The organism is Pseudomonas sp. MYb118, from assembly GCF_040947875.1.
Lineage (GTDB): Bacteria > Pseudomonadota > Gammaproteobacteria > Pseudomonadales > Pseudomonadaceae > Aquipseudomonas.
In genome coordinates this window covers 1022856-1043441 of the sequence record NZ_JBFRXN010000002.1, presented here as the reverse complement: position 1 = coordinate 1043441, position 20586 = coordinate 1022856, and the positions used below count along the sequence as shown (strand labels likewise).

Below are 20586 nucleotides of genomic sequence, written 5' to 3'. Positions count from 1 at the left end.
CGGCCCTGTTCTCGAGGAGGACTCCATGTTTACCGGCATCATCGAATCCATCGGCAGTATTCGTGCATTGACCCCAAAAGGCGGAGATGTTCGGGTACACGTAGAAACCGGCAAGCTCGACCTGAGCGACGTCAAACTGGGCGACAGCATTGCGGTCAACGGCGTGTGCCTGACCGCCGTGGAATTGCCTGGTAACGGTTTTGCAGCAGACGTCAGTCGCGAAACCCTCGACTGTACGGCCATGAACGATCTGAAAAGCGGCAGCCCCGTCAATCTGGAAAAAGCCCTGACCCCGACCACTCGCCTTGGCGGGCATCTGGTCAGCGGTCACGTCGATGGCGTGGGCGAAGTGGTTGCCCGCACCGAGAACGCCCGTGCCGTGGAATTCCGTATCCGCGCCCCGAAAGACCTGGCCAAGTACATCGCCCACAAAGGCTCGATCACCGTCGACGGCACCAGCCTGACCGTGAACGCGGTCGATGGCGCCGAGTTCCTGCTGACTATCATTCCGCACACCCTGAGCGAAACCATCATGGCCTCGTACCAGCCAGGTCGGCGGGTGAATCTGGAAGTCGATCTGCTGGCCCGTTACCTGGAGCGCCTGTTACTGGGCGACAAGGCCGCCGAGCCCGCTGCTGGCAGCACCATTACCGAAAGCTTCCTGGCCGCCAACGGCTACCTCAAATCCTGAAAGAAGGGGGTGCCTTGTGGCGCTCAATAGCATCGAAGAACTGGTTGAAGACATCCGCCAAGGCAAGATGGTCATCCTCATGGATGACGAAGACCGCGAGAACGAAGGCGACCTGATCATGGCCGCCGAGTGCTGCCAGGCCGAGCACATCAATTTCATGGCCAAGCACGCCCGTGGCCTGATCTGCATGCCGATGAGCCGTGAGCGCTGCGAACTGCTCAAGCTGCCACTGATGGCGCCGCGCAACGGTTCCGGTTTCGGCACCAAGTTCACCGTGTCGATCGAAGCCGCCACCGGCGTGACCACCGGCATCTCCGCCGCCGACCGCGCACGTACCGTGCAGGCGGCCGCCGCGAAGGACGCCAAGGCCGAAGACATCGTCAGCCCGGGCCACATCTTCCCGCTGATGGCCCAGGCCGGCGGTACCCTGGCCCGTGCCGGCCACACCGAAGCGGCCTGCGACCTGGCGCGCATGGCCGGTTTCGAGCCAAGCGGGGTGATCTGCGAAGTGATGAACGACGACGGCACCATGTCCCGTCGTGCCGAGCTGGAAGCCTTCGCCGCCGAACACAACATCAAGATCGGCACCATCGCCGACCTGATCCACTACCGGATGATCCATGAACGTACCGTTCAGCGGATTGCCGAACAGCCGCTGGACAGCGAACTGGGCCAATTCAACCTGGTGACCTATCGTGATTCGGTGGAAGGCGACGTGCACATGGCCCTGACCCTGGGCAATGTCTGCGCCGAAGAACCGACCCTGGTACGGGTGCACAACATGGACCCTCTGCGCGACCTGTTGATGGTCAAGCAGCCGGGCCGCTGGAGCCTGCGCGCCGCCATGTCGGCCGTGGCCGAGGCCGGCAGTGGTGTGGTGCTGTTGCTCGGTCACCCGCTGGATGGCGACGTGTTGCTGGCGCACATCCGCGAAACCGCTGACCAGGCGGCGGTGAAAAAACCGACCACCTACAGCACCGTCGGTGCCGGTTCGCAGATTTTGCGCGACCTGGGCGTGCGCAAGATGCGCCTGATGAGTGCGCCGATGAAGTTTAATGCGATATCCGGTTTCGACCTGGAAGTTGTAGAATACGTGCCCTCCGAATAATGACCGGTTGTTCCCGGCCAGCAATTCGCGGTTCAAATATCACTGAGGGGCGCGTAGAAGACGCGTCCCGGCTCTTTAAGAGATCTATCGAATGACCCTGAAGACCATCGAAGGTACGTTCATCGCCCCTAAAGGCCGCTACGCTCTGGTAGTAGGCCGTTTCAACAGCTTCGTCGTTGAAAGCCTGGTCAGCGGTGCAGTTGATGCCTTGGTTCGCCATGGCGTGAGCGAAAGCGACATCACCATCATCCGTGCCCCTGGCGCCTTCGAAATCCCGCTGGTTGCGCAGAAAGTCGCTCAGAAGGGCGAGTTCGCGGCAATCATCGCCCTGGGCGCGGTCATTCGTGGCGGTACTCCGCACTTCGAATACGTGGCGGGCGAATGCACCAAGGGCCTGGCCCAGGTGTCCATGGAGTTCGGCGTACCGGTCGCCTTTGGCGTGCTGACCGTCGATTCCATCGAGCAAGCCATCGAGCGTTCCGGCACCAAGGCCGGTAACAAAGGTGCTGAAGCTGCCCTGTCCGCTCTGGAAATGGTCAGCCTGCTGGCGCAGTTGGAGGCCAAGTGATTAGCGACGATAGCGATCGTTTCAACCCGCGCGATCCAAAGCCTGCGGATGCCGGCAAGCCATCGAAAAGCGCCAAGCGTCGTGAAGCCCGTCAGCTCGCGACCCAGGCGCTGTATCAATGGCACATGGCCAAGCAGTCGCTGAACGAGATCGAAGCGCAGTTCCGGGTCGATAACGATTTCACCGATGTCGATGGCGCCTACTTCCGCGAAATCCTTCACGGGGTTCCGCAGTTCAAGACCGAAATCGACACCGCGCTCAAGCCTTGCCTGGACCTGACCATCGAAGAGCTGGACCCGGTTGAACTGGCCGTTCTGCGCCTGTCCACCTGGGAGCTGCTCAAGCGTGTCGACGTGCCGTACCGCGTTGTGATCAACGAAGGGATCGAACTGGCGAAAGTCTTCGGTTCCACCGACGGCCACAAGTTCGTCAACGGTGTACTCGACAAGCTGGCCCCGCGTCTGCGTGAAGCTGAAGTGAAGGCGTTCAAGCGCTGATCTGCGCTTGAGTCTGCAATGGGTGAGTTTGAGCTGATCCGTAATTTCTTCGCCGCCGCGCCTTGTGCGCAGGGCGGCGAGGGCATTGCACTGGGGATTGGCGATGACTGCGCCCTGCTGGCGGTTCCCGCCGGGGAGCAACTGGCGATTTCCACCGACACCCTGGTGGCCGGTGTGCATTTTGCCGATCCTTGCGATCCGTTTCTGCTCGGCCAGCGCTCGCTGGCCGTGGCCGTCAGTGACCTGGCGGCCATGGGCGCCACGCCCGTTGCCTTTACCCTTGCCCTGACCCTGCCGACGGTGACCGCCGATTGGCTGCAGGCCTATGCCCGCGGTTTGAACCTGATGGCGCAGCAGTGCGGCGTCGGGCTGGTGGGCGGCGACACCACGCGGGGGCCGTTGAGCCTGACCGTGACGGTGTTCGGCCGCGTGCCGGCGGGCCAGGCGCTGACCCGCAGCGGTGCCCGGGTGGGTGATCTGTTGTGTGTCGGCGGTGAACTGGGCAATGCCGCCGGGGCCTTGCCGCTGGTGCTCGGCCAGCGCACGGCATCTGCCGTTACGGCTGAACCGCTGCTGGCGCATTACTGGTCGCCCAGGCCGCAACTCGCACTGGGCCAGGCGCTACGGGGCAAGGCCACCTCGGCGCTGGACATCTCCGATGGTCTGCTCGCCGACTGCGGGCACATCGCACTCGCCTCAACGGTATGCCTTGAAATTGAACGGGAGCGGCTGCCGCTGTCGAAAGCTTTGGTGGCTTTCCTCGGCCAGGCGGACGCCGAGCAGGCGGCCCTCAGTGGTGGCGACGATTACGTACTGGCCTTCACCCTACCGTCCGTCGAGTTGCCGCGCTTGATGGCAGATGGCTGGCGCATCCATGTGATCGGGCAAGTGCTGGCGGGGCAGGGCGTGGTGCTGCGCGATGCCGATGGACAAGACATCACCCCGCAAACACGGGGTTATCAACATTTTAGGGAGACACCGTGACAGATCATCCCAAACAGGTTCCGGCGGAGTTCGTACCGCCGTCGGTCTGGCGCAATCCCTGGCATTTTCTGGCATTCGGCTTCGGCTCGGGCACCTTGCCCAAGGCTCCGGGCACCTGGGGCTCGTTAGTTGCGCTACCCTTCATTCCGTTGTGGCAGATGCTGCCCGACTGGGGTTACTGGCTGATGCTGGGCATCACCATGCTGTTCGGCTTCTGGCTGTGCGGCAAGGTGGCCGACGATCTGCGGGTGCACGACCACGAAGGCATCGTCTGGGACGAAATGGTCGGGATGTGGATCACCCTGTGGCTGGTGCCGGAAGGCTGGTACTGGTTGCTCGCGGGGTTTGTCGTGTTCCGTTTCTTCGACATCCTCAAGCCCTGGCCGATACACTGGGTCGACCGGCATGTACACGGAGGTGTCGGGATCATGCTCGATGATGTGCTGGCCGGGGTGTTTGCGTGGCTGGCGATGCAAGGGCTGGTATGGATCTTCGCCTGAGTGGCGAAACAGGGGACTGGGATGGCTCGACGCTGGTTGGCGGTGATGGTACTTGCGATGTTTGGCGTGCTCGCCCAGGCGGGGGAGGCCGAGACGCTGCCGTCGGTCATTCATCTGGCCAGCGAAGACTGGGAGGACTACACCGCCGCTGACGGTCGCGGCCTGGGTTGGGACGTGCTGCGCGAGGTCTTCGAACCGGTTGGCGTCAAGCTGGACATTCGCACCGAGCCGTACACCCGTTCCATTGGCCTGGCGCAGCGCGGTGAAGTGGACGCCTGCGTGGGTTCCTACCATGAAGAAATCAGCGACCTGTTGTATCCACGCTGGAACTTCGACACCGATCACATCTACGCGCTGGGCCTGGCCAGCAGCCCGGTGCCGACAGCGCAGACTCTGGGCAATTATCGACTGGCGTGGGTCCGTGGCTACGATTATCAGGCCCACCTGCCCAACATCACCCGCTATAACGAGGTCGTGCGCCGCACCGGCATCCTGTCGATGCTGCTGCATGATCGCGCCGACTACTACATCGACGCCCTGACCGAAGTCGATTACGTCATGCACCGGGCCAAGGATCCGTCGCTGTTCCGCCGCACCCATGTGGCCGAGTTGCCGCTGTATCTGTGTTTTGCCAACAACCCCAAGGCGCGAAAATTGATGGCGCTGTTCGACCAGCGTATGGAATTGTTGGTGAAAAGCGGCCAGTTGAAGCCGATCTTCGAACGCTGGGAACAGCCGTACCCCTTTGACTAACCCACCTCGCTCCCGACTGGCTAACTGTAGGAGCGAGCATGCTCCGGGCGGCGTTCCGACGATGGACGATCAGACACCGCTGGCATCCAGACAGCCCACGTTTTTGTTAACGCCCATCGCGAGCGTGCTCGCTCCTACAGAAAGCAGAAAGCGATGAGTAACAAGTAGTAATCAAACATTTCGATCGTTATGCCCCACAATTCAGCCTGAGCGTCTCTCGGAACGTGCTGTTACAATGCCGCGTCTGCGAATCTCCAGTACCCCTAGATCAGGAGCACCCCGGTGTCCGTCGTTTTTGTCGCCGCTTGCAAGCTGCCAATGCCTTTTGCGCAATTCACCATGCACGGTTTTCTCGATGAGGAAAGCGGACGCGAGCACGTGGTGCTGAGCCTGGGTGAGTTCGACGATGGCGCCCCGGTGCTGGGCCGCTTGCACTCCGAATGCCTGACGGGCGATGCCTTGTTCAGCCAGCGTTGCGACTGCGGCTCGCAACTCGAAGCCGCCCTGCGGGCCATCGCCCGTGAAGGCCGTGGCGTATTGCTGTACCTGCGCCAGGAAGGCCGTGGCATTGGCCTGTTGAACAAGATCCGCGCCTATGAGTTGCAGGACGGCGGCGCCGACACCGTGGAAGCCAACGAGCGCCTGGGCTTTGCCGCCGATCAGCGTGACTACGCCATGTGCCTGCCGATGCTGGAGCACATGGGGGTCAAATCCCTGCGCCTGATGACCAACAACCCGCGCAAGGTCAAGGCCTTGACCGACATGGGCATCGTGGTCGCCGAGCGTGTGCCGCTGCACACCGGGCACAACCCGCACAACAAACTCTACCTGGCGACCAAGGCGAGAAAACTCGACCACATGATGGGCAACGAGCACCAGGGCGAGGTAGACCCGGCGTGACCCGTGGCCAGGTCCGGCGGCGACTGGCCGTCAGTTGGTGGCAATACCTGGCCCTGGGCCTGCTGCCGCTGTTCGTGATCAACGGCGTGTTTGGTACCGTCGAGCCGATGCTGCCGGTGCTGGCGATGCCCATGTTCATCGCCGGGATGGCGTCGATGTTCGTCAGCCTGAAGTTCTTCAATCGCTATAAACATGCGCTGATCGCCACCGGCAAAGCCCTCGATACGCCGGATGAACCTGCCGCCTGGATCACCCTGGCAGCCCGTCGTCGTGCGGCGTTTCTCGCTGCCGGCCTGCCGGCCTGGATCGGCGCCCTGGCGGTGTTCGTCGGCCTGGAAGCGGTGCCGCTGGTGCTGCTGGCGATATCGACGGCGGTCCTGTTTTACCTCTACCGTATCCCGCGTCAACTCAGCTGATGCCGCATGCCTGGCTGGCGCTTGTGCTGCTGGCCTTCAGCGCCATGGCCCCTGCTGCCGAGCGGGTCATCAGCCTGGCGCCGTCGCTTTCCGAAATCGTCGTTGAACTGGGCTCCGCCGACCTGCTCGTCGGCGTGCTGGATGCCGGCGAGCGTCCTGCCGAACTCAAGGACCTGCCGTCGGTGGGCCGCTATGGCCAACTGGACATCGAGCGCCTGCTCAGCCTGAAACCCGATTTGCTCTTGCTCTGGCCCGGCAGCGTCGGCCCGGCCCAACGTGACCAGCTACAGCGCCTGCACATCCCCACCTACGTCGCCGAACCACACAACCTGGATCAGCTGACTGCGCAGATCGAGGCGATTGCCGCGCAGCTCGGCCGACCCGAGCGAGGTGTTGCCTTGGCCGGCGACCTGCGCCAACAGGTGGCCGCCCTGCGCCAGCGCTATCGGCGCGATGAGCCGCTGCGGGTGTTTTATCAGGTCTGGGACCGGCCGCTGTACACCGTCGGGGGTGGGCAGATCATCAGCGATGCACTGGAGGTGTGCGGGGCGCGCAATGTGTTCGCCGACCTGAAGCTGCCGGCGCCGCAGGTCAGTGTCGAGGCGGTACTGCAACGCAATCCCGAGGTGATTCTGGCCGGAGATCAGGCGCAGCTGCAGGCGTGGCGAGCCTGGCCGCGGGTGGCGGCGGTGGCGGGCAACAAGCTGCTTCTGGTGACCGATAAAGGCCTGGAGCGGCCGAGTGGGCAGATGGTCGAGGCGACGGCCAGGTTGTGTCGGGTGATTGCGCCAGACCGTTGAACCGAGGTGCAGCTATCGCGAGCAAGCCCGCTCCCACACTGGATCGTCGGTGGTCACAAAACCCTGTGGGAGCGAGCCTGCTCGCGATAATTTCGGATCAGAGCGGCGGCGTCCAGGTCACCCCGAACATCCACGCCCGACCTTCCTCACGATACCCGTATTGCTCACCGTCATGGCTGTACAGCGCCCGGCTGTACGCCTTGTCCAGCAGGTTATCCACCTTCAGCTCCAGGGACACCTCGCGGTTCAGTGCCCAGCTGCTGCGCAGCCCCAGCAGCGCATAGCCACCCAGTGGCTGCCGATTGTTCTCATCGTCATAACTGCTGCTCACCGCCTGCCAACTGGCGCCGAGGCCCAGTCGATCGAACTGGCGGTCCAGGTCCAGGCTCAGGGTGCGGCGTGCGCGTCGGGCCAGGGTGTGGCCACTGGCGCGGTCGCGCGGGTCGATGATCGCTACACCGAGATTGCTCTGCCAGCCGAACAGCTCCTGCTTCAGCGCCGCTTCAAAGCCGTTGATCCGCGCCGAGGCGACGTTCTGCGGGCGGTCGTTGCTGCCAAAGATGATCGCGTCTTCCAGGTCGGTGCGGTACAGCGAGGCCTCGAGGCGGGCGCTGTCGCTCAACTGGCTGCGCCATTGCAGTTCGTAGCTTTTCGAGGTTTCCGGCTTGAGGTCCGGGTTGCTGAAACCTGGGTAATACAAGTCATTGAATGTCGGTGCGCGAAAGCCTTCGCTGTAGGTCAGCAGCAGATCATTGTCCGGGTTGAGTGGCAGGGTGAAGGTGCCGCTCCAACTGTTCTGGCTGCCGAACTGCTGGTTCTGGTCGCGACGCAGGCCCAGTTCGGTGGAAAAATTGTCGGCCTCGAAGCGATGTTGCACGAACGCCGCGCGGTTCCAGCGGCTGTCTTCGTCGAACGGCGTGCTGCTGTTGATGCGGTCTTCATACCAGTCACCGCCCAGGATCAGGCTGTTGCGGGCGTCGAGCGTCAGGTCGTTCTGCCAGTTCACCGAGTCGCGGTAGGTGTTGAACACGCTGTGCGGGTCGCTGAGCTTGTCGATGGTTTCCTCGCGGTTCTCGCTATGACCGAATTCGACGCGGGTTTTCCAGCGCTCGTTGACCCGCGCATCGACATAGCTGCTGAGGCTGCTGACGGTGAAGCGGTTGTAGGGTTGTTGCTGGAAAAAGGGGCTGTCGAACGCGCTTTTCCCGCGGTTATCCAAAAGATTCGCGCCCACTTCCAGGTCTTCGTTGACCGCGTGGCTCAGGGAAAGGCTGATGGATTTGTTGCGGTACTCATCGTGATCGCCGTCAACGGGAAAGGACTGCCGGGTGCGGTCGATCCCGGCGGTTTCATCGAGGCTGGCGCCGAGGTTGAAACGGGTCTGCTCGTCGCCCCCGGACAGGCCGAGGCTGCGCTCCCAGGTCTGCTGGCTGCCAAACCCCAAGTGCAGGCGAGGTTGCAGGCCTTGCACGGTGCCGCGCCGGGTGAAGATCTGGATCACCCCGCCGATCGCATCGCTGCCGTAAATCACCGAGCGCGACCCGCGCAATACTTCGACGCGCTCGACCTGCTCGATGTTGATGTGTTGCAGGTTGCTGTCGCCGGACGTCGAGTTGCCGATGCGCTGGCCGTCCACCAGCACCAGGCTTTGCGCCGACTTGGTGCCGCGGATGTAGATGCCCGGCAGGCTGCCGCGCCCGCCGGTCTGTCCCACTTGCACCCCCGGTACGCGGCGCAGCAGGTCGGTGACGCTGCTCGGTTGCAGGCGGTCGATGTCCTCGCGGGTAAACACCGTGTTGGCCGCACTGCTGTCGTTGCGCGCCTCGACCTGGCGATTGGCGCTGATCAGCACGTCAGGCAGCTTGAGGGCCTGATCGCGTTCGAAGGTGTCGGCCAGCAGCGGGGCGGATGGCAGGAGGGTGAGTGCCAGGGCTAGGCGGGGGAGGGTCATGGGCAATCCGTTCAGCACTAAAAACAACTGTGGGAGCGAGCCTGCTCGCGATAGCGGTCTGTCAGTCGGAGGGTCATTGACTGACAGGCTGCTATCGCGAGCAGGCTCGCTCCCACAGTGGGGTATGTAAATCCGCGATTCAGTTGTTCAGCAGTTGCAGGCGCTGGCGAACCGCCGCCTCGATCCCCGCTTCATCCAGGCCGCACTCAGCCAGCATCTGCGCCGGTTTGGCGTGCTCGACATAAGTGTCCGGCAGGCCCAGGTGCAGCATCGACTTGAGGATGTTTTCCCGGGCGAGGAATTCACTGACCGCGCCACCGGCGCCGCCCATGATGGCGTTTTCCTCGATGGTCACCAGCAGCTCGTGGTTGCCGGCGATTTCGCGCACGAGCGCTTCATCCAGTGGCTTGACGAAACGCATGTCGACCACGGTGGCATCCAGCGTCTCGGCGACTTTCAGCGCTTCGGTCAGTTGCACGCCGAACACCAGCAATGCGACCTGTTTGCCCAGGCGACGAACCACGCCCTTGCCGATCTCGATCGGTTGCAGGTCATTCTCGATGGTCGCGTTCGGGCCGGTGCCGCGCGGGTAGCGCACGGCCGCCGGGCCGTTGTAGAGGTGACCGGTGGTGAGCATCTTGCGCAGTTCGTTTTCGTCGCTCGGGGTCATCACCAGCATGCCGGGGATACAGCGCAGGTACGACAGGTCGAAGCTGCCCGCGTGCGTTGGGCCGTCTTCACCCACCAGGCCGGCACGGTCGATGGCGAACAGCACGTCGAGGTTCTGCACGGCGACGTCATGCACCAACTGGTCGTAGCCGCGTTGCAGGAACGTCGAGTAGATCGCCACCACCGGCTTGGCGCCTTCGCAGGCCATGCCGGCCGCAAGGGTCACCGCGTGTTGCTCGGCAATCGCCACATCGAAATAACGCAGCGGGAAACGTTCGCTGAACGCCACCAGGTCCGAACCTTCCTTCATCGCCGGGGTAATGCCCACCAGGCGCGGGTCGGCAGCGGCCATGTCGCACAGCCATTGGCCGAACACACCGGAGTATTTCGGCCCGCTGGCCTTTTTCGGCGCAGCGGCCGGCGCATCGACGGGTTCCAGCTTGGTGATCGCGTGGTAGCCGATCGGGTCGACTTCCGCCGGGGCGAAGCCTTTACCCTTCTTGGTGACCACGTGGAGGAATTGCGGGCCCTTCAAATCACGCATGTTGCGCAGGGTGGCGATCAGGGTCGGCAGGTCGTGGCCGTCGATCGGGCCGATGTAGTTCCAGCCCAGTTCTTCGAACAGGGTGCCGGGGACCAGCATGCCCTTGGCATATTCTTCGGTACGACGGGCGATTTCCCAGGCGCCGGGCAGGCGCGAGAGGACCTTCTTGCTGCCCTCGCGCATGCTCGCGTAGGTACGGCTGGAGAGGATCTTCGCCAGGTAGTTGGACAGGCCGCCGACATTGCGCGAAATCGACATGTCGTTGTCGTTGAGGATCACCAGCATGTTGGCGTCCACTTCCGGCGCGTGGTTCAGCGCTTCGAAGGCCATGCCAGCAGTCAGCGCGCCATCACCGATCACCGCAATCGCCTTGCGCTCGCTGTTTTGCAGGCGGGCGGCAATGGCCATGCCCAATGCGGCGCTGATCGAGGTGCTGGAGTGGCCGACGCCAAAGGTGTCGTACTCGCTCTCGGAACGGCGCGGGAAGGCGGCAATGCCGTCCTTCTGGCGCAGGGTGCCCATGCGCTCGCGACGGCCGGTGAGGATCTTGTGCGGATACGCCTGATGACCGACGTCCCACACCAGCCGGTCGTCCGGGGTGTCGAACACGTAATGCAACGCGATGGTCAGCTCGATGACGCCCAGGCCGGCACCGAAATGCCCACCGGTCTGGCCGACCGTGTAGAGCAATTCCAGGCGCAACTCATCGGCCAGGGTTTCCAGCTCGGCTTCACCTAGCCGGCGCAGGCCGTCCGGCGTGTTGGCGCGGTCGAGCAGGGGCGTGGTCGGGCGCTTGCGGGGAATCTCATGAAACGTCGTGGGCATCAGGCGAATCGTTATAGGTATAAAAGATGCGGCAGTTTACCTGATGCATCGCCCCCTGCCCACGCGTTGGTATTTTTTGGCCGATACGCCGTCAGCTGCGACGGCCGACGATATACCGGGCCAGATCGCGCAATGGCTCTGCGCACGCGTCAAACGGTCGCAGCGCATGCAGGGCCTGATCGCGCAGTTCCAGGGCGTAGGCCTTGGCCGCATCGAGGCCGAGCAGGGCCGGGTAGGTCGGCTTGTCGCGCGCGATGTCGGCGCCCTGGCGCTTGCCCAGGGTCTCGGTATCGCTTTCGACGTCGAGAATGTCGTCCTGCACCTGGAACGCCAGGCCGATGGCCTGTGCATACGTCTTCAGCGACTTCAGTTCGTCCTTCTCGGCGCGGCCGCTGGCCAGGGCGCCGAGCTTGACGCTGGCTTCGATCAGCGCGCCGGTCTTGTGCCGGTGCATGTATTCGAGGGCTTTCTGGTCGAGCTTCAGGCCCACCGAGCCCAGGTCGATGGCCTGGCCACCGACCATGCCGGCGGGACCGGCCGCCAGGGCCAGGGTGCTGACCATCTGCAGGCGGATTTCGGCTTCTACCGAGCTCAACTGCGGGTCGAGCAGGGCACTGAAGGCCAGGCTCTGCAGGCCGTCACCGGCGAGAATAGCGCAGGCTTCATCGAATTTCTTGTGGGTGGTGGGCTGGCCGCGACGCAGGTCGTCGTCGTCCATCGCCGGCAAATCGTCGTGCACCAGGGAATAGGCGTGGATCAGCTCCACCGCGCAGGCGGCGCCGTTGGCTTGTTCGGCCTTGCCACCCAGTGCTTCGCACGCGGCATAAGCCAACAGCGGTCGAACGCGCTTGCCGCCGTTCATCACGCTGTAGCGCATGGCTTCGTAAAGCCGTGCCAGTTCAGGGCTTGGCGCGGTGAACAGGGTTTCCAGCGCCGCGTTGACGCGGGCCTGGCTGGTGGCGGAATACGCTGCAATCATTCTGGCTGATCCGCATCGAAAGGTTCCTCGGCCAACTCGCCATCACGCTCGAGCAACACCTGCACCTTCTGCTCGGCCTGGGCCAGCGCTGCCTGGCAATCACGAGTCAGACCGATGCCCTGCTCGAAAGCCGTCAGCGAGTCTTCCAGCGACAATTCGCCGTTCTCCAGTCGCTCCACCAGCGTTTGCAGGTCGGCGAGGGATTGTTCGAAATCCAGTGCAGCTTTTTTGCGGGCCATGGCGGCTATTTCCGGTTGACGTTAAACCGGCGGGACACTAGCAGATAGGGGGGTTATGGGCAAATTGACGGGCGTATGATCTGGCCCGATTCCCTGTGGTGATCGTTCCCACGCAGAGCGCGGGAACGATCAAATCGCGAGCAGGCTCGCTCCCACAAAGAGTTTCAGAGATGAGCCGATTAATCGCTTTATTCGGCTCATACAGTGAGCCGAATAGGCCGTGTATTCGGCTCACCGTCCAGCGGCGGACGTGAACGAGGCCGCATTTAAGAAGGCCACCAATTGTTAAAAAGCCACCAAATGGCTAACCTTCGCGCCTTCCATGACCCAAGAGTCATGGGTCTTTCTGACGAAACGCAGTGTTTGCATCTGTCACGCGCCGAGGATCGGGCGCAAGGTTTCGTTGTGCATGGCAGGAGGCGTCACATGCGTTCATTTCTTCTGGTGTTGATGGGCCTGGCAGCGGCCTCGGCGGCCTGGGCCGCGCCGACGGCCGAGCTGGCCGAGCCGGTGGGCGGCTGGCGTTTCAACGGCCTGCTCGATCGCAGTGAAAACCCGCGCGTGGCCTACCCCACGCCGCCCATCGACCGGGGCGTGCAACGCAATCGCACGATGATCGAAGGCCAGCTCAAGGCCATCGGCAAGCAACGTGGGCCGCACACGCTGGCGGTCAACGGCAACCCACTGAACCTGTACACCGACGACGCCGGCCGTTTCGCCAGGCCCTACGCCTTTGGCGCGGGCTCCAACAGCGTCGAAGTGCGCAGTGCCGAAGGCCAGTCGCTCAAGCGCGTGCAATTCTATGAGGCCAACAACCTGCGCACCCCGGCGCGAATTCGCGTGGTGCTGGGTTGGGACGACCCGAAAGCCGAACTCGACCTGCACATCATTACCCCCGACGGCCAGCATGCGTTTTTTGCCCACACGGCATTGACCAATGGCGGTGGCCTGGACCCGGATGGCGTCGATGGCCCCGGCCCCGAGATGTTCACCATGACGGCACCGCTGCACGGCACCTACCTGGTCTACGTGAACTATTGGGGCAACTTCGGCAGCGGCGGCTATAACTTCGATGAGGCCAGCAACCAGAACGAGGTGATCACCTCGCAGATCAACCTGGTGCTCAACGAAAACACCGTCGACGAAAAACGCGAGACCTTCATCGTCCCCTTGCGCGCCATCGGTGACCTGCTGCTGGTCAAGACTTTCAACTATTAAGCATCCCGCTCCACGGATGAATTGGGCTTTGTGAACATGAGCGATAACACTGTTACCCCGGCCACCGAGTCACCTGCAGGCTCTACTCCCCGCCGCTGGCCGGCGCTGCTGATCGGCTTGTGCCTGGTGGCTGGCGTGGCGGGCGGGCTGGGCTGGTTCATGCACAAGCCGGTGACGCCAGCGGCGCAACTGGCCAGCGACAAATTGGGCATGAGTCGTCCGGACGGCCTGCTCGAAACCCGTTCCTTGAGCCAGTTGCCCAAGGACCTGCTGGCCGTGCCATTCCTCAAGGAAACCCTGACCGAAGATTTCGTCTTCTACTACGAAACCCATGCCGATCGTCTGGGCCTGATCGGCAGTCTGCGGCGGATCATCTACGAGCATGACCTGAAGTTGCAGGACAGCCTGATCGAGCAACTGTTCGATCAGCCGGCGGATGTGGCGTTGTGGCGCGGGGCCGATGGTCGCCTGAAGGACTTTTTGCTGGTGATGGACCGTGGGGGCCTGGCCAAGGTGCTCGAACCGCTGGCGAAAGTCGCGCTGGACGACACGCAACTCAGCAAGGTCGGCGAGGTGAAGGTCGGCGCCGACGACGTGGCGCTCTATCAACTGACCTACAGCGCCAGCAAGGCGCTGCTGTTCGCCTCCCATGGCGACAAACTGGTGGTGCTGTCCAATCCGACCAAGCTTTATGACGCCCAAGCGGGTGAGCCGCAGGAACCGGGCAATGTCTCGACGCAAGCCCTCGGTGCCTTGCTCAAGGGCGACAAGCTGTTCCCCGAGGCGTTCGGCCTGGCGCCGCGCGCGCCCGAGGTGAAACAACGCCTGGCGGTCAACGCCAGCGTCCTGGCCATGGGTTACCAGCGTTTCATCCCGAATTTCGCCGGCCTGCGTTTCGACATGGATGACCAGGGCTGGCACAGCTTCCTGGCCATGGACGAGCTGGAGAACCAGCCGGACTTCGACTTCAAGCCGATCTGGCAAGCCATGCCGATGGGCGCCAGCGCCTGTGTGGCCCTGCCATTGGCCGCCGAGCAGCAGAGGCCGTTGCTGGTCAAGCTCGGCGCCGAGGAAAAAGTCGCCCAGGCGCTGACCGAGCAGGTGGCGGGTGCCGCCGGGTTGTGCTGGTACGCCGATTCGCGTTTGTACACGCCGCTGCTGGTGGCCAGCCTCAAGGAGCAGGACAACGCCAGCCTCGACGCTGAACTGGGCACGCTGTTCGGCTCGATGGTCGGCGCCTTCGAAGGCAATGTCGAAGATCAGTCGTTCCCGGTGGTCGAGAAGCAGCAAGGCGCCAGCCACCAGTGGCTGCGTCAGGTCAGCTCCAATTTCGGCCCGTACAAGGCCAAGGAAGCCGAGAACCCTGACGCCATCACCGGCAAGGCGTTCATGAAAGTCAGCCTGGCGCGCCACGGTTCGACCCTGCTGTTTTCCCTCGACGACAAGCTGGTGGACAAGGCCCTCGGCACCCTCGACAAACGCTTCCCGCCGATGGCCGACGTGGTGCCCAAGGACCTGTTGATGCCGGTGTATTTCGGCCCGGATTCGATGGCGCAGTTGATGCAGCAGGAAACCCTCGACAGCCTGCCGCAGGACATGGAGCCGGTGTTCTACAACGCCGCGCAGACCTACCTGATTCCCAAGCTGCGCAAGCTCGGCGGCTACGGCAAGTACGCGCTGACCCTGCCCGCAGGCAGTGAGCCGGACGGCCACTGGCAATGGCTGCCGCTGGAGTGGAAAGCGCTGTGACGACAGTGATCCGCAGCCTCGGCCTGCTGGCGCTGTTGCTCGCCAGTCGCGCCTTTGCCAGTGACGCTGCCGCACTCGATCCGCAGCAGTCCCAGGTGTTCCGCGCCTGGTTCGTGCGCATCGCCCAGGAGCAACTGAGCAAAGGCCCGAGCCCGCGCTGGTATCAGCAGGACTGCGCCGGCCTGGTCCGTTTTGCCGCCAACGAAGCGTTGAAGGTGCACGACGACAAATGGCTGCGCAGCAATGGCCTGTCCAACCGCTACCTGCCGCCGGAGCTGGCACTGAGCGACGCCCAGCGCGGCCTCGCCCAGCAATGGCAGCAGGGCGGCGGCAAGGTCGGGCCGTACGTCAACGCGATCAAGCTGATCCAGTTCAACAGCCACCTGGTGGGCCGCGACGTGACCCAGGCACGGCCCGGCGACCTGATGTTTTTCGACCAGGGCGACGACCAGCACCTGATGATCTGGATGGGCCGCTATATCGCCTATCACACCGGCACCACCACCCCTACTGACAACGGCATGCGTTCGGCAAGCCTGCAACAACTCATGACATGGAAGGACACCCGATGGATACCCGATGCAGCCAACCCCAACTTCATCGGCGTCTATCGACTGAATTTTCTGACCCAATGACCGGTGCCCGCATGCTGCGCATTTGCTCACGACTTTTCCTGCTGCTGGCACTGCTGGTGCCAGTGGCCCACGCCGAAGACACCGTCGAGCCGAGCGGCTACACGCCGGTGGCCGGTGAGAGTTTCTTCCTGCTGGCCGACAGCAGTTTCGCCAGTGACGAGCAGGCGATGGTGCGCCTCGAAGCGCCGGGCCGCGACTACCGCCGGTTCCGCATGGAGCCCTACGGCGGTGCCGATATCCGGGTCTATCGCATCGACAAACCACTGGATTTCCTCAAGCGCCAGAAGAACCTGCACCGGGTGGTCAGCGATGGCCAGTTCAAGGGTGAAGGCCTGTCGAACACCCTGGCGTACCTGTGGGACAACTGGTACCGCAAGTCCCGTCGGGTGATGCAGCGGGCGTTTTCCTACGAGTCGCGTAAACAGGTGACCGAGGAGGTGCCGGAGCTGAAGATGGGCACCGCGATTGCCGCGCCGACGCCGTACGACGCGCAACCGCAATTCGCCCTGATCCCCGGCCTGCCGGTGGTCAGTCAGTTCCGTTATCCGCTGTGGCAAGCCAAGCCGATCCAGCCACCGGCTGGCGTCAACCTGGCGGGCTCCTCCAGTGAATTTGTCAGCGTCGCGCCGGGCAACGTCTACATCCCGCTGGGCAATCTGAAACCCGGCCTGTACCTGGTCGAAGCGCTGATCGGCAAATACCGCGCGACCACCATGGTGTTTGTTTCCAACACCGTGGCCGTGAGCAAGATTGCCGGCGATGAGCTGCTGGTGTGGGCGGCGCGCAAGCACGAAGGCAGTTCGGTGCCCAAGGTCAATGTGCTGTGGACCGATGGCCTGGGCGTGATGAGCAGCGGCGCCACCGATGTCGATGGCTTGCTGCGCCTGAAACACGTCAGCCCCGAGCGTTCCTTTGTGATCGGCGAGGACGAAGAGGGCGGGGTGTTCGTCTCCGAGAACTTCTATTACGACAGCGAAATCTACGACACCAAGCTCTATGCCTTTACCGATCGTCCGCTGTATCGGCCGGGCGACTGGGTGTCGCTGAAGATCGTCGGGCGTGAGTTCAAGAATGCCCGGGACTCGGTGGCGCCGGGCGCCGCCGACGTCAACCTGACCGTGCTCGATGCCACCGGCACCGCCCTGCAATCGCTGGCGCTCAAGCTCGATTCGAAGGCCGGCACCCAGGGCCGTTTCCAGTTGCCGGAGAACGCGGTGGCGGGTGGTTATGAGCTGCGTTTCACCTACAAGGACCAGGCCTACAGCAGCGCCTTCCGCGTAGCCGAATACATCAAGCCGCACTTCGAAATCGCGCTGAACCTGGCCAAGCAGGATTACCGCACCGGCGAGCCGGTCAAAGGCAACCTGGTGTTGCTCTACCCGGACGGCAAGCCGGTGGCCAACGCGAAATTGAGCCTGAGCCTGCGCGCACAACAACTGTCGATGGTCGATAACGAGCTGCAATACCTCGGGCAATTCCCGGTGGAGCTGACCAGCACCGAACTGACCACCGACGCCAAGGGCAGTGCGACGCTCGACCTGCCGGCGGCCGACAAGCCGAGCCGCTACATGCTCACCGTGTTCGCCAGCGATGGCGCGGCGTATCGGGTCAAGACCACCAAGGAAGTTCTCATTGATCGCGGTGCGGCAAACTTTCGCTTGAGTGCACCACAGCGTTTCAGTGCGGTGGGCGACAAGGTGGTGTTCAGCTACGCGAATGAGAACGAGCAGGCCCGAGCGGTCGCGCCGAGCAGCTACAGCTGGGTGCGCCTGGAAGACCAGAGCACCGGCGAAGGCAAACTGGCGGCCGGCGACACGAGCTTCACCCAGGCCTTCGACCGGCCAGGCACCTACAACCTGACGCTCAAGGACGAGCATGGCCGTGTACTCGGCGCCACCGGGCATTCGGTGACGGGCGATGGCGTGAAAGCCGTGCCCGGCACCGTGGAAATCGTCCTCGACAAGCCCGAGTACAAGACCGGTGACGAAGCCCTGGCGCTGATCACCTTCCCGGAGCCGGTCAGCGATGCCTTGCTCTCGCTGGAACGTGACAAGGTCGAAGCCACGGCGTTGATGTCCAAGGGCGGCGACTGGCTGAACATGGAAAAACTCAGCGATACCCAGTACCGCGCACGCATCCCGGTGAAAGATCATTTCGCCCCGAACCTGACCTTCTCCGTGCTGTACACCAAGAGCGGCCAGTACAGCTTCCAGAACGCCGGTATCAAGGTGATTGCGCCGCAGATCGACGTTGCCATCAGCACCGATAAAGAGGCCTACAGGCCAGGGGATACGGTGTCGGTGGACCTCACCACCGCGTTCGCCGGCAAGCCGATCCCGGCGCACCTGACGGTCAGCGTGGTCGATGAAATGGTCTACGCGCTGCAACCGGAAGTCGCGCCGAGCATCGACCAGTTCTTCTACCACCCGCGACGCAACAACGTGCGCACCAGCGCCAGCCTGTCGTTCATCAGCTATGACGTGGCGCTGCCGGGAAGCCCGGGTGCACCGGGCAAGGCCAACCGCAGCGAGCGCGGTGTGAAGGTGCTGGAGCGCCCGCGTCGCGAAGACGTCGATACCGCCGCCTGGCAGCCGGAGTTGATCACCGACGCCAATGGCAAGACGCGCTTCACCTTCACCATGCCCGACTCGCTGACCCGCTGGCGCATCACCGCCCGGGCCATCGCCGACGACGGCCAGGTCGGGCAGAAGAAACAGTTCGTGCGCTCGGAAAAACCGCTGTACCTGAAGTGGAGCGGGCCGACGCGATTCCGTAGCGGCGACAAACCGGACCTGGGCGTGTTCGCGTTCAGCCAGGCCGAGCAACCGGTCAAGGCCGAACTGCTGGTGCATTACGCCGGCAGCGAGCAGCGCCTGCCGGTGACGCTGAACAACGGCATCAACTACATCGCCTTGCCGGCATTTGCCCTGGCCGATGGCGAGTGGCGTGCCGAGCTGGTCCAGGACGGCAAGAGCGCCGATGCCCTGGCCGTGCAATTGACCGCGAGCGGCGATGGCTGGCAAGTCACCCAAAGCCAGGCCCTGGATGCGGCCAGCGGCGACACTGCGCTGAACCTGCCGGCCGATGCCAGCGATGTGCGCCTGCGCCTGGACGACAGCCCGCAAGCGCTGTTCCGTTCGGCACTCGACGACTTGCTCAGCTACCCCTATGGCGGTGTCGAGCAAACCGCCAGCCGTTTGCTGCCGTTGAGCATCGCCTACCCAGCCTTGTCCGCGAACCCGCAGATCGCCGATCGCCTGCGCCTGATTATGCAGAACAGTCGCCTGCGCCTGGTGCAAATGGCCGGGCCGTCGGCGAGTTTCACCTGGTGGGGCATGGACGGTGAACCGGATGCCTTCCTCACTGCGTACGCCTACTACGCCGACTGGCATGCCAGCAAAGTGCTGGAGCTGAGCCTGCCGCCGGAGCATTGGCAGCGGGTGCTGGAGGTTTACGCCAAGCAGGCGCAGAACACGCCGCTGCTGCAGCGGGCGCTGATCCTGTCGTTCGCCAAACAGATGCAACTGCCGGTCAACACCCTGCTCAGTGGCCTGATGCAGGACCTGGCGCAGGCGGGCGAGGGCAGTGCCGCGAACCTGATGGACGATGGCGAGGACAGCCTGGTCATGAGCGATCCGAATTCGGCGCTGGGCCTGGCCGCCGCGCGCAGCTTGACCGCGGTATTGGCCCGGCAAGCGAAGGTCACGCCGCCCGAGGCGTTCAACCGCCAATTGGCCGAGGCGCAACAGCGTCTGGCCGTGAGTTCGCAGCCGTTCGCCGAAGCCTTGAACCTGTCGTTGCAAACCTTCGATCAGGCGCGGGCGCAGGCATTGCTGCAACGCCTGTTGCCACAGCAATCGACGCTGGAACGTGCGCTGGCGCTGACCTGGCTGCAACGCAGCATCGAGCAGGCGTCGCCGACCATCGCCCTGGCGCCCGGCGCGGGCTGGAAGAAAAACTACGGGGCCAGCGGTGAGATGTACTGGACGTGGCAGGGCGCAGAAAAAGTGCCGAGCGTGTTGTCGCTGAGCGGCACCCAGGAGCGTCCGCTGCGCGCCATGCTCAGCTATCAGACGCGTCAGCCGGCGGTCGAGCCGATGGCGGTGAACATCACGCGGCGCCTGTCGCGCCTGGTGCCGGGTGACGAAGCGTTCACCTTCAAGCTCGAAGCGGTCGGTACGCAGCCATTGTCCAGCGACAGCCTGTACCTGGATGAAGTGATCATCACCAGCAAAGCCGCCAAACCGCTGCGCTACGGCATGCTTGAAGTGCCGTTGCCGCCGGGCGCCGACGTCGAGCGCACCACCTGGGGCATCAAGTTGCAAGGCAAGACGGGCACCGAGCCGACAGCGCTGGAAAAGGCGCGTTTCGAGCCGGGGCAGATGGCCTATGCGGTGCCCGTGGATGCCCTGAGCGGCGAGTTGCGCTTGCGGCACCTGGTGCGCTTCTCGCAGAAGGGGCAGTTCAGTCTGCCACCGGTGAAGTTCACCCAGGTCTACGCACCGCAACACCAGGCCCAGGAGCAAAAACCGGCACTTGGCCAGGTCACGGTCCACTGAC

18 protein-coding genes are annotated in these 20586 nt (G+C 63.5%); 14 read left to right on the top strand and 4 right to left on the bottom strand.

Annotation, left to right across the window (positions count from 1 at the left end; all coding sequences use genetic code 11):
* Positions 1–25 precede the first annotated feature (25 nt).
* The 10 genes from ABVN20_RS10590 (at position 26) to ABVN20_RS10545 (ending at position 7217) form a co-directional block, all read left to right on the top strand.
* Entirely contained in the window at positions 26–691 is a 666-nt protein-coding gene (locus ABVN20_RS10590; protein ID WP_085727942.1) for a riboflavin synthase, read from the top strand.
* A 16-nt stretch (positions 692–707) separates the two neighbouring features.
* On the top strand, positions 708–1799 hold the full coding sequence (gene ribBA / locus ABVN20_RS10585; RefSeq protein ID WP_368555577.1) for a bifunctional 3,4-dihydroxy-2-butanone-4-phosphate synthase/GTP cyclohydrolase II: 1092 nt from the start codon (positions 708–710) through the stop codon (positions 1797–1799).
* Between the two features lie 91 nt (positions 1800–1890).
* The gene (gene ribE, locus ABVN20_RS10580; protein WP_003228649.1) at positions 1891–2367 is read left to right on the top strand and encodes a 6,7-dimethyl-8-ribityllumazine synthase; all 477 of its coding nucleotides are present in this window, start codon (positions 1891–1893) and stop codon (positions 2365–2367) included.
* Positions 2364–2864 carry a transcription antitermination factor NusB gene (gene nusB / locus ABVN20_RS10575; protein WP_007933632.1) on the top strand — a complete coding sequence of 167 codons (501 nt, stop codon included), beginning with the start codon at positions 2364–2366 and terminating at the stop codon, positions 2862–2864. Before ribE ends, nusB begins: the two co-directional genes overlap by 4 nt.
* Before the next feature lie 18 nt (positions 2865–2882).
* Positions 2883–3848, top strand: coding sequence for a thiamine-phosphate kinase (gene thiL / locus ABVN20_RS10570; protein ID WP_368555576.1), 966 nt, complete (start codon positions 2883–2885; stop codon positions 3846–3848).
* A complete protein-coding gene (locus tag ABVN20_RS10565) occupies positions 3845–4348 on the top strand; it encodes a phosphatidylglycerophosphatase A (RefSeq protein ID WP_368555575.1) in 504 nt (167 codons plus the stop codon). Before thiL ends, ABVN20_RS10565 begins: the two co-directional genes overlap by 4 nt.
* A 21-nt stretch (positions 4349–4369) precedes the next feature.
* The gene (locus ABVN20_RS10560; protein WP_368555574.1) at positions 4370–5101 is read left to right on the top strand and encodes a substrate-binding periplasmic protein; all 732 of its coding nucleotides are present in this window, start codon (positions 4370–4372) and stop codon (positions 5099–5101) included.
* Between the two features lie 282 nt (positions 5102–5383).
* Positions 5384–6001, top strand: coding sequence for a GTP cyclohydrolase II (gene ribA, locus ABVN20_RS10555; protein WP_368555573.1), 618 nt, complete (start codon positions 5384–5386; stop codon positions 5999–6001).
* Positions 5998–6417, top strand: a complete 420-nt coding sequence (locus ABVN20_RS10550) for an MFS transporter (protein WP_368555572.1) — start codon at positions 5998–6000, stop codon at positions 6415–6417. Before ribA ends, ABVN20_RS10550 begins: the two co-directional genes overlap by 4 nt.
* Positions 6417–7217 carry a cobalamin-binding protein gene (locus ABVN20_RS10545; RefSeq protein WP_368555571.1) on the top strand — a complete coding sequence of 267 codons (801 nt, stop codon included), beginning with the start codon at positions 6417–6419 and terminating at the stop codon, positions 7215–7217. The genes ABVN20_RS10550 and ABVN20_RS10545 overlap by 1 nt, the downstream gene beginning before the upstream one ends.
* Before the next feature lie 97 nt (positions 7218–7314).
* Here the strand turns inward: ABVN20_RS10545 and ABVN20_RS10540 are convergent, their stop codons facing one another.
* The 4 genes from ABVN20_RS10540 to ABVN20_RS10525 form a co-directional block, all read right to left on the bottom strand.
* Positions 7315–9168, bottom strand: coding sequence for a TonB-dependent receptor (locus ABVN20_RS10540; protein WP_368555570.1), 1854 nt, complete (start codon positions 9166–9168; stop codon positions 7315–7317).
* 139 nt (positions 9169–9307) lie between these two features.
* Entirely contained in the window at positions 9308–11206 is a 1899-nt protein-coding gene (dxs, locus tag ABVN20_RS10535) for a 1-deoxy-D-xylulose-5-phosphate synthase (protein WP_368555569.1), read from the bottom strand.
* Between the two features lie 91 nt (positions 11207–11297).
* Positions 11298–12185: a (2E,6E)-farnesyl diphosphate synthase gene (gene ispA, locus ABVN20_RS10530; RefSeq protein ID WP_368555568.1), complete on the bottom strand. Its 888-nt coding sequence runs from the start codon at positions 12183–12185 to the stop codon at positions 11298–11300.
* Positions 12182–12424: an exodeoxyribonuclease VII small subunit gene (locus ABVN20_RS10525; protein WP_007894317.1), complete on the bottom strand. Its 243-nt coding sequence runs from the start codon at positions 12422–12424 to the stop codon at positions 12182–12184. The genes ispA and ABVN20_RS10525 overlap by 4 nt, the downstream gene beginning before the upstream one ends.
* A 426-nt stretch (positions 12425–12850) precedes the next feature.
* Between ABVN20_RS10525 and ABVN20_RS10520 the strand changes: the two genes are divergently transcribed.
* The 4 genes from ABVN20_RS10520 to ABVN20_RS10505 are packed head-to-tail and all read left to right on the top strand — an operon-like array spanning position 12851 to position 20585.
* Positions 12851–13642, top strand: a complete 792-nt coding sequence (locus ABVN20_RS10520) for a YfaP family protein (protein WP_368555567.1) — start codon at positions 12851–12853, stop codon at positions 13640–13642.
* A 36-nt stretch (positions 13643–13678) separates the two neighbouring features.
* Positions 13679–15391 carry a DUF2138 domain-containing protein gene (locus ABVN20_RS10515; protein WP_368555566.1) on the top strand — a complete coding sequence of 571 codons (1713 nt, stop codon included), beginning with the start codon at positions 13679–13681 and terminating at the stop codon, positions 15389–15391.
* Positions 15388–16026, top strand: coding sequence for a DUF1175 domain-containing protein (locus ABVN20_RS10510; protein ID WP_368555565.1), 639 nt, complete (start codon positions 15388–15390; stop codon positions 16024–16026). Before ABVN20_RS10515 ends, ABVN20_RS10510 begins: the two co-directional genes overlap by 4 nt.
* Positions 16023–20585, top strand: coding sequence for an alpha-2-macroglobulin (locus ABVN20_RS10505; RefSeq protein ID WP_368555564.1), 4563 nt, complete (start codon positions 16023–16025; stop codon positions 20583–20585). The genes ABVN20_RS10510 and ABVN20_RS10505 overlap by 4 nt, the downstream gene beginning before the upstream one ends.
* Position 20586 lies beyond the last annotated feature (1 nt).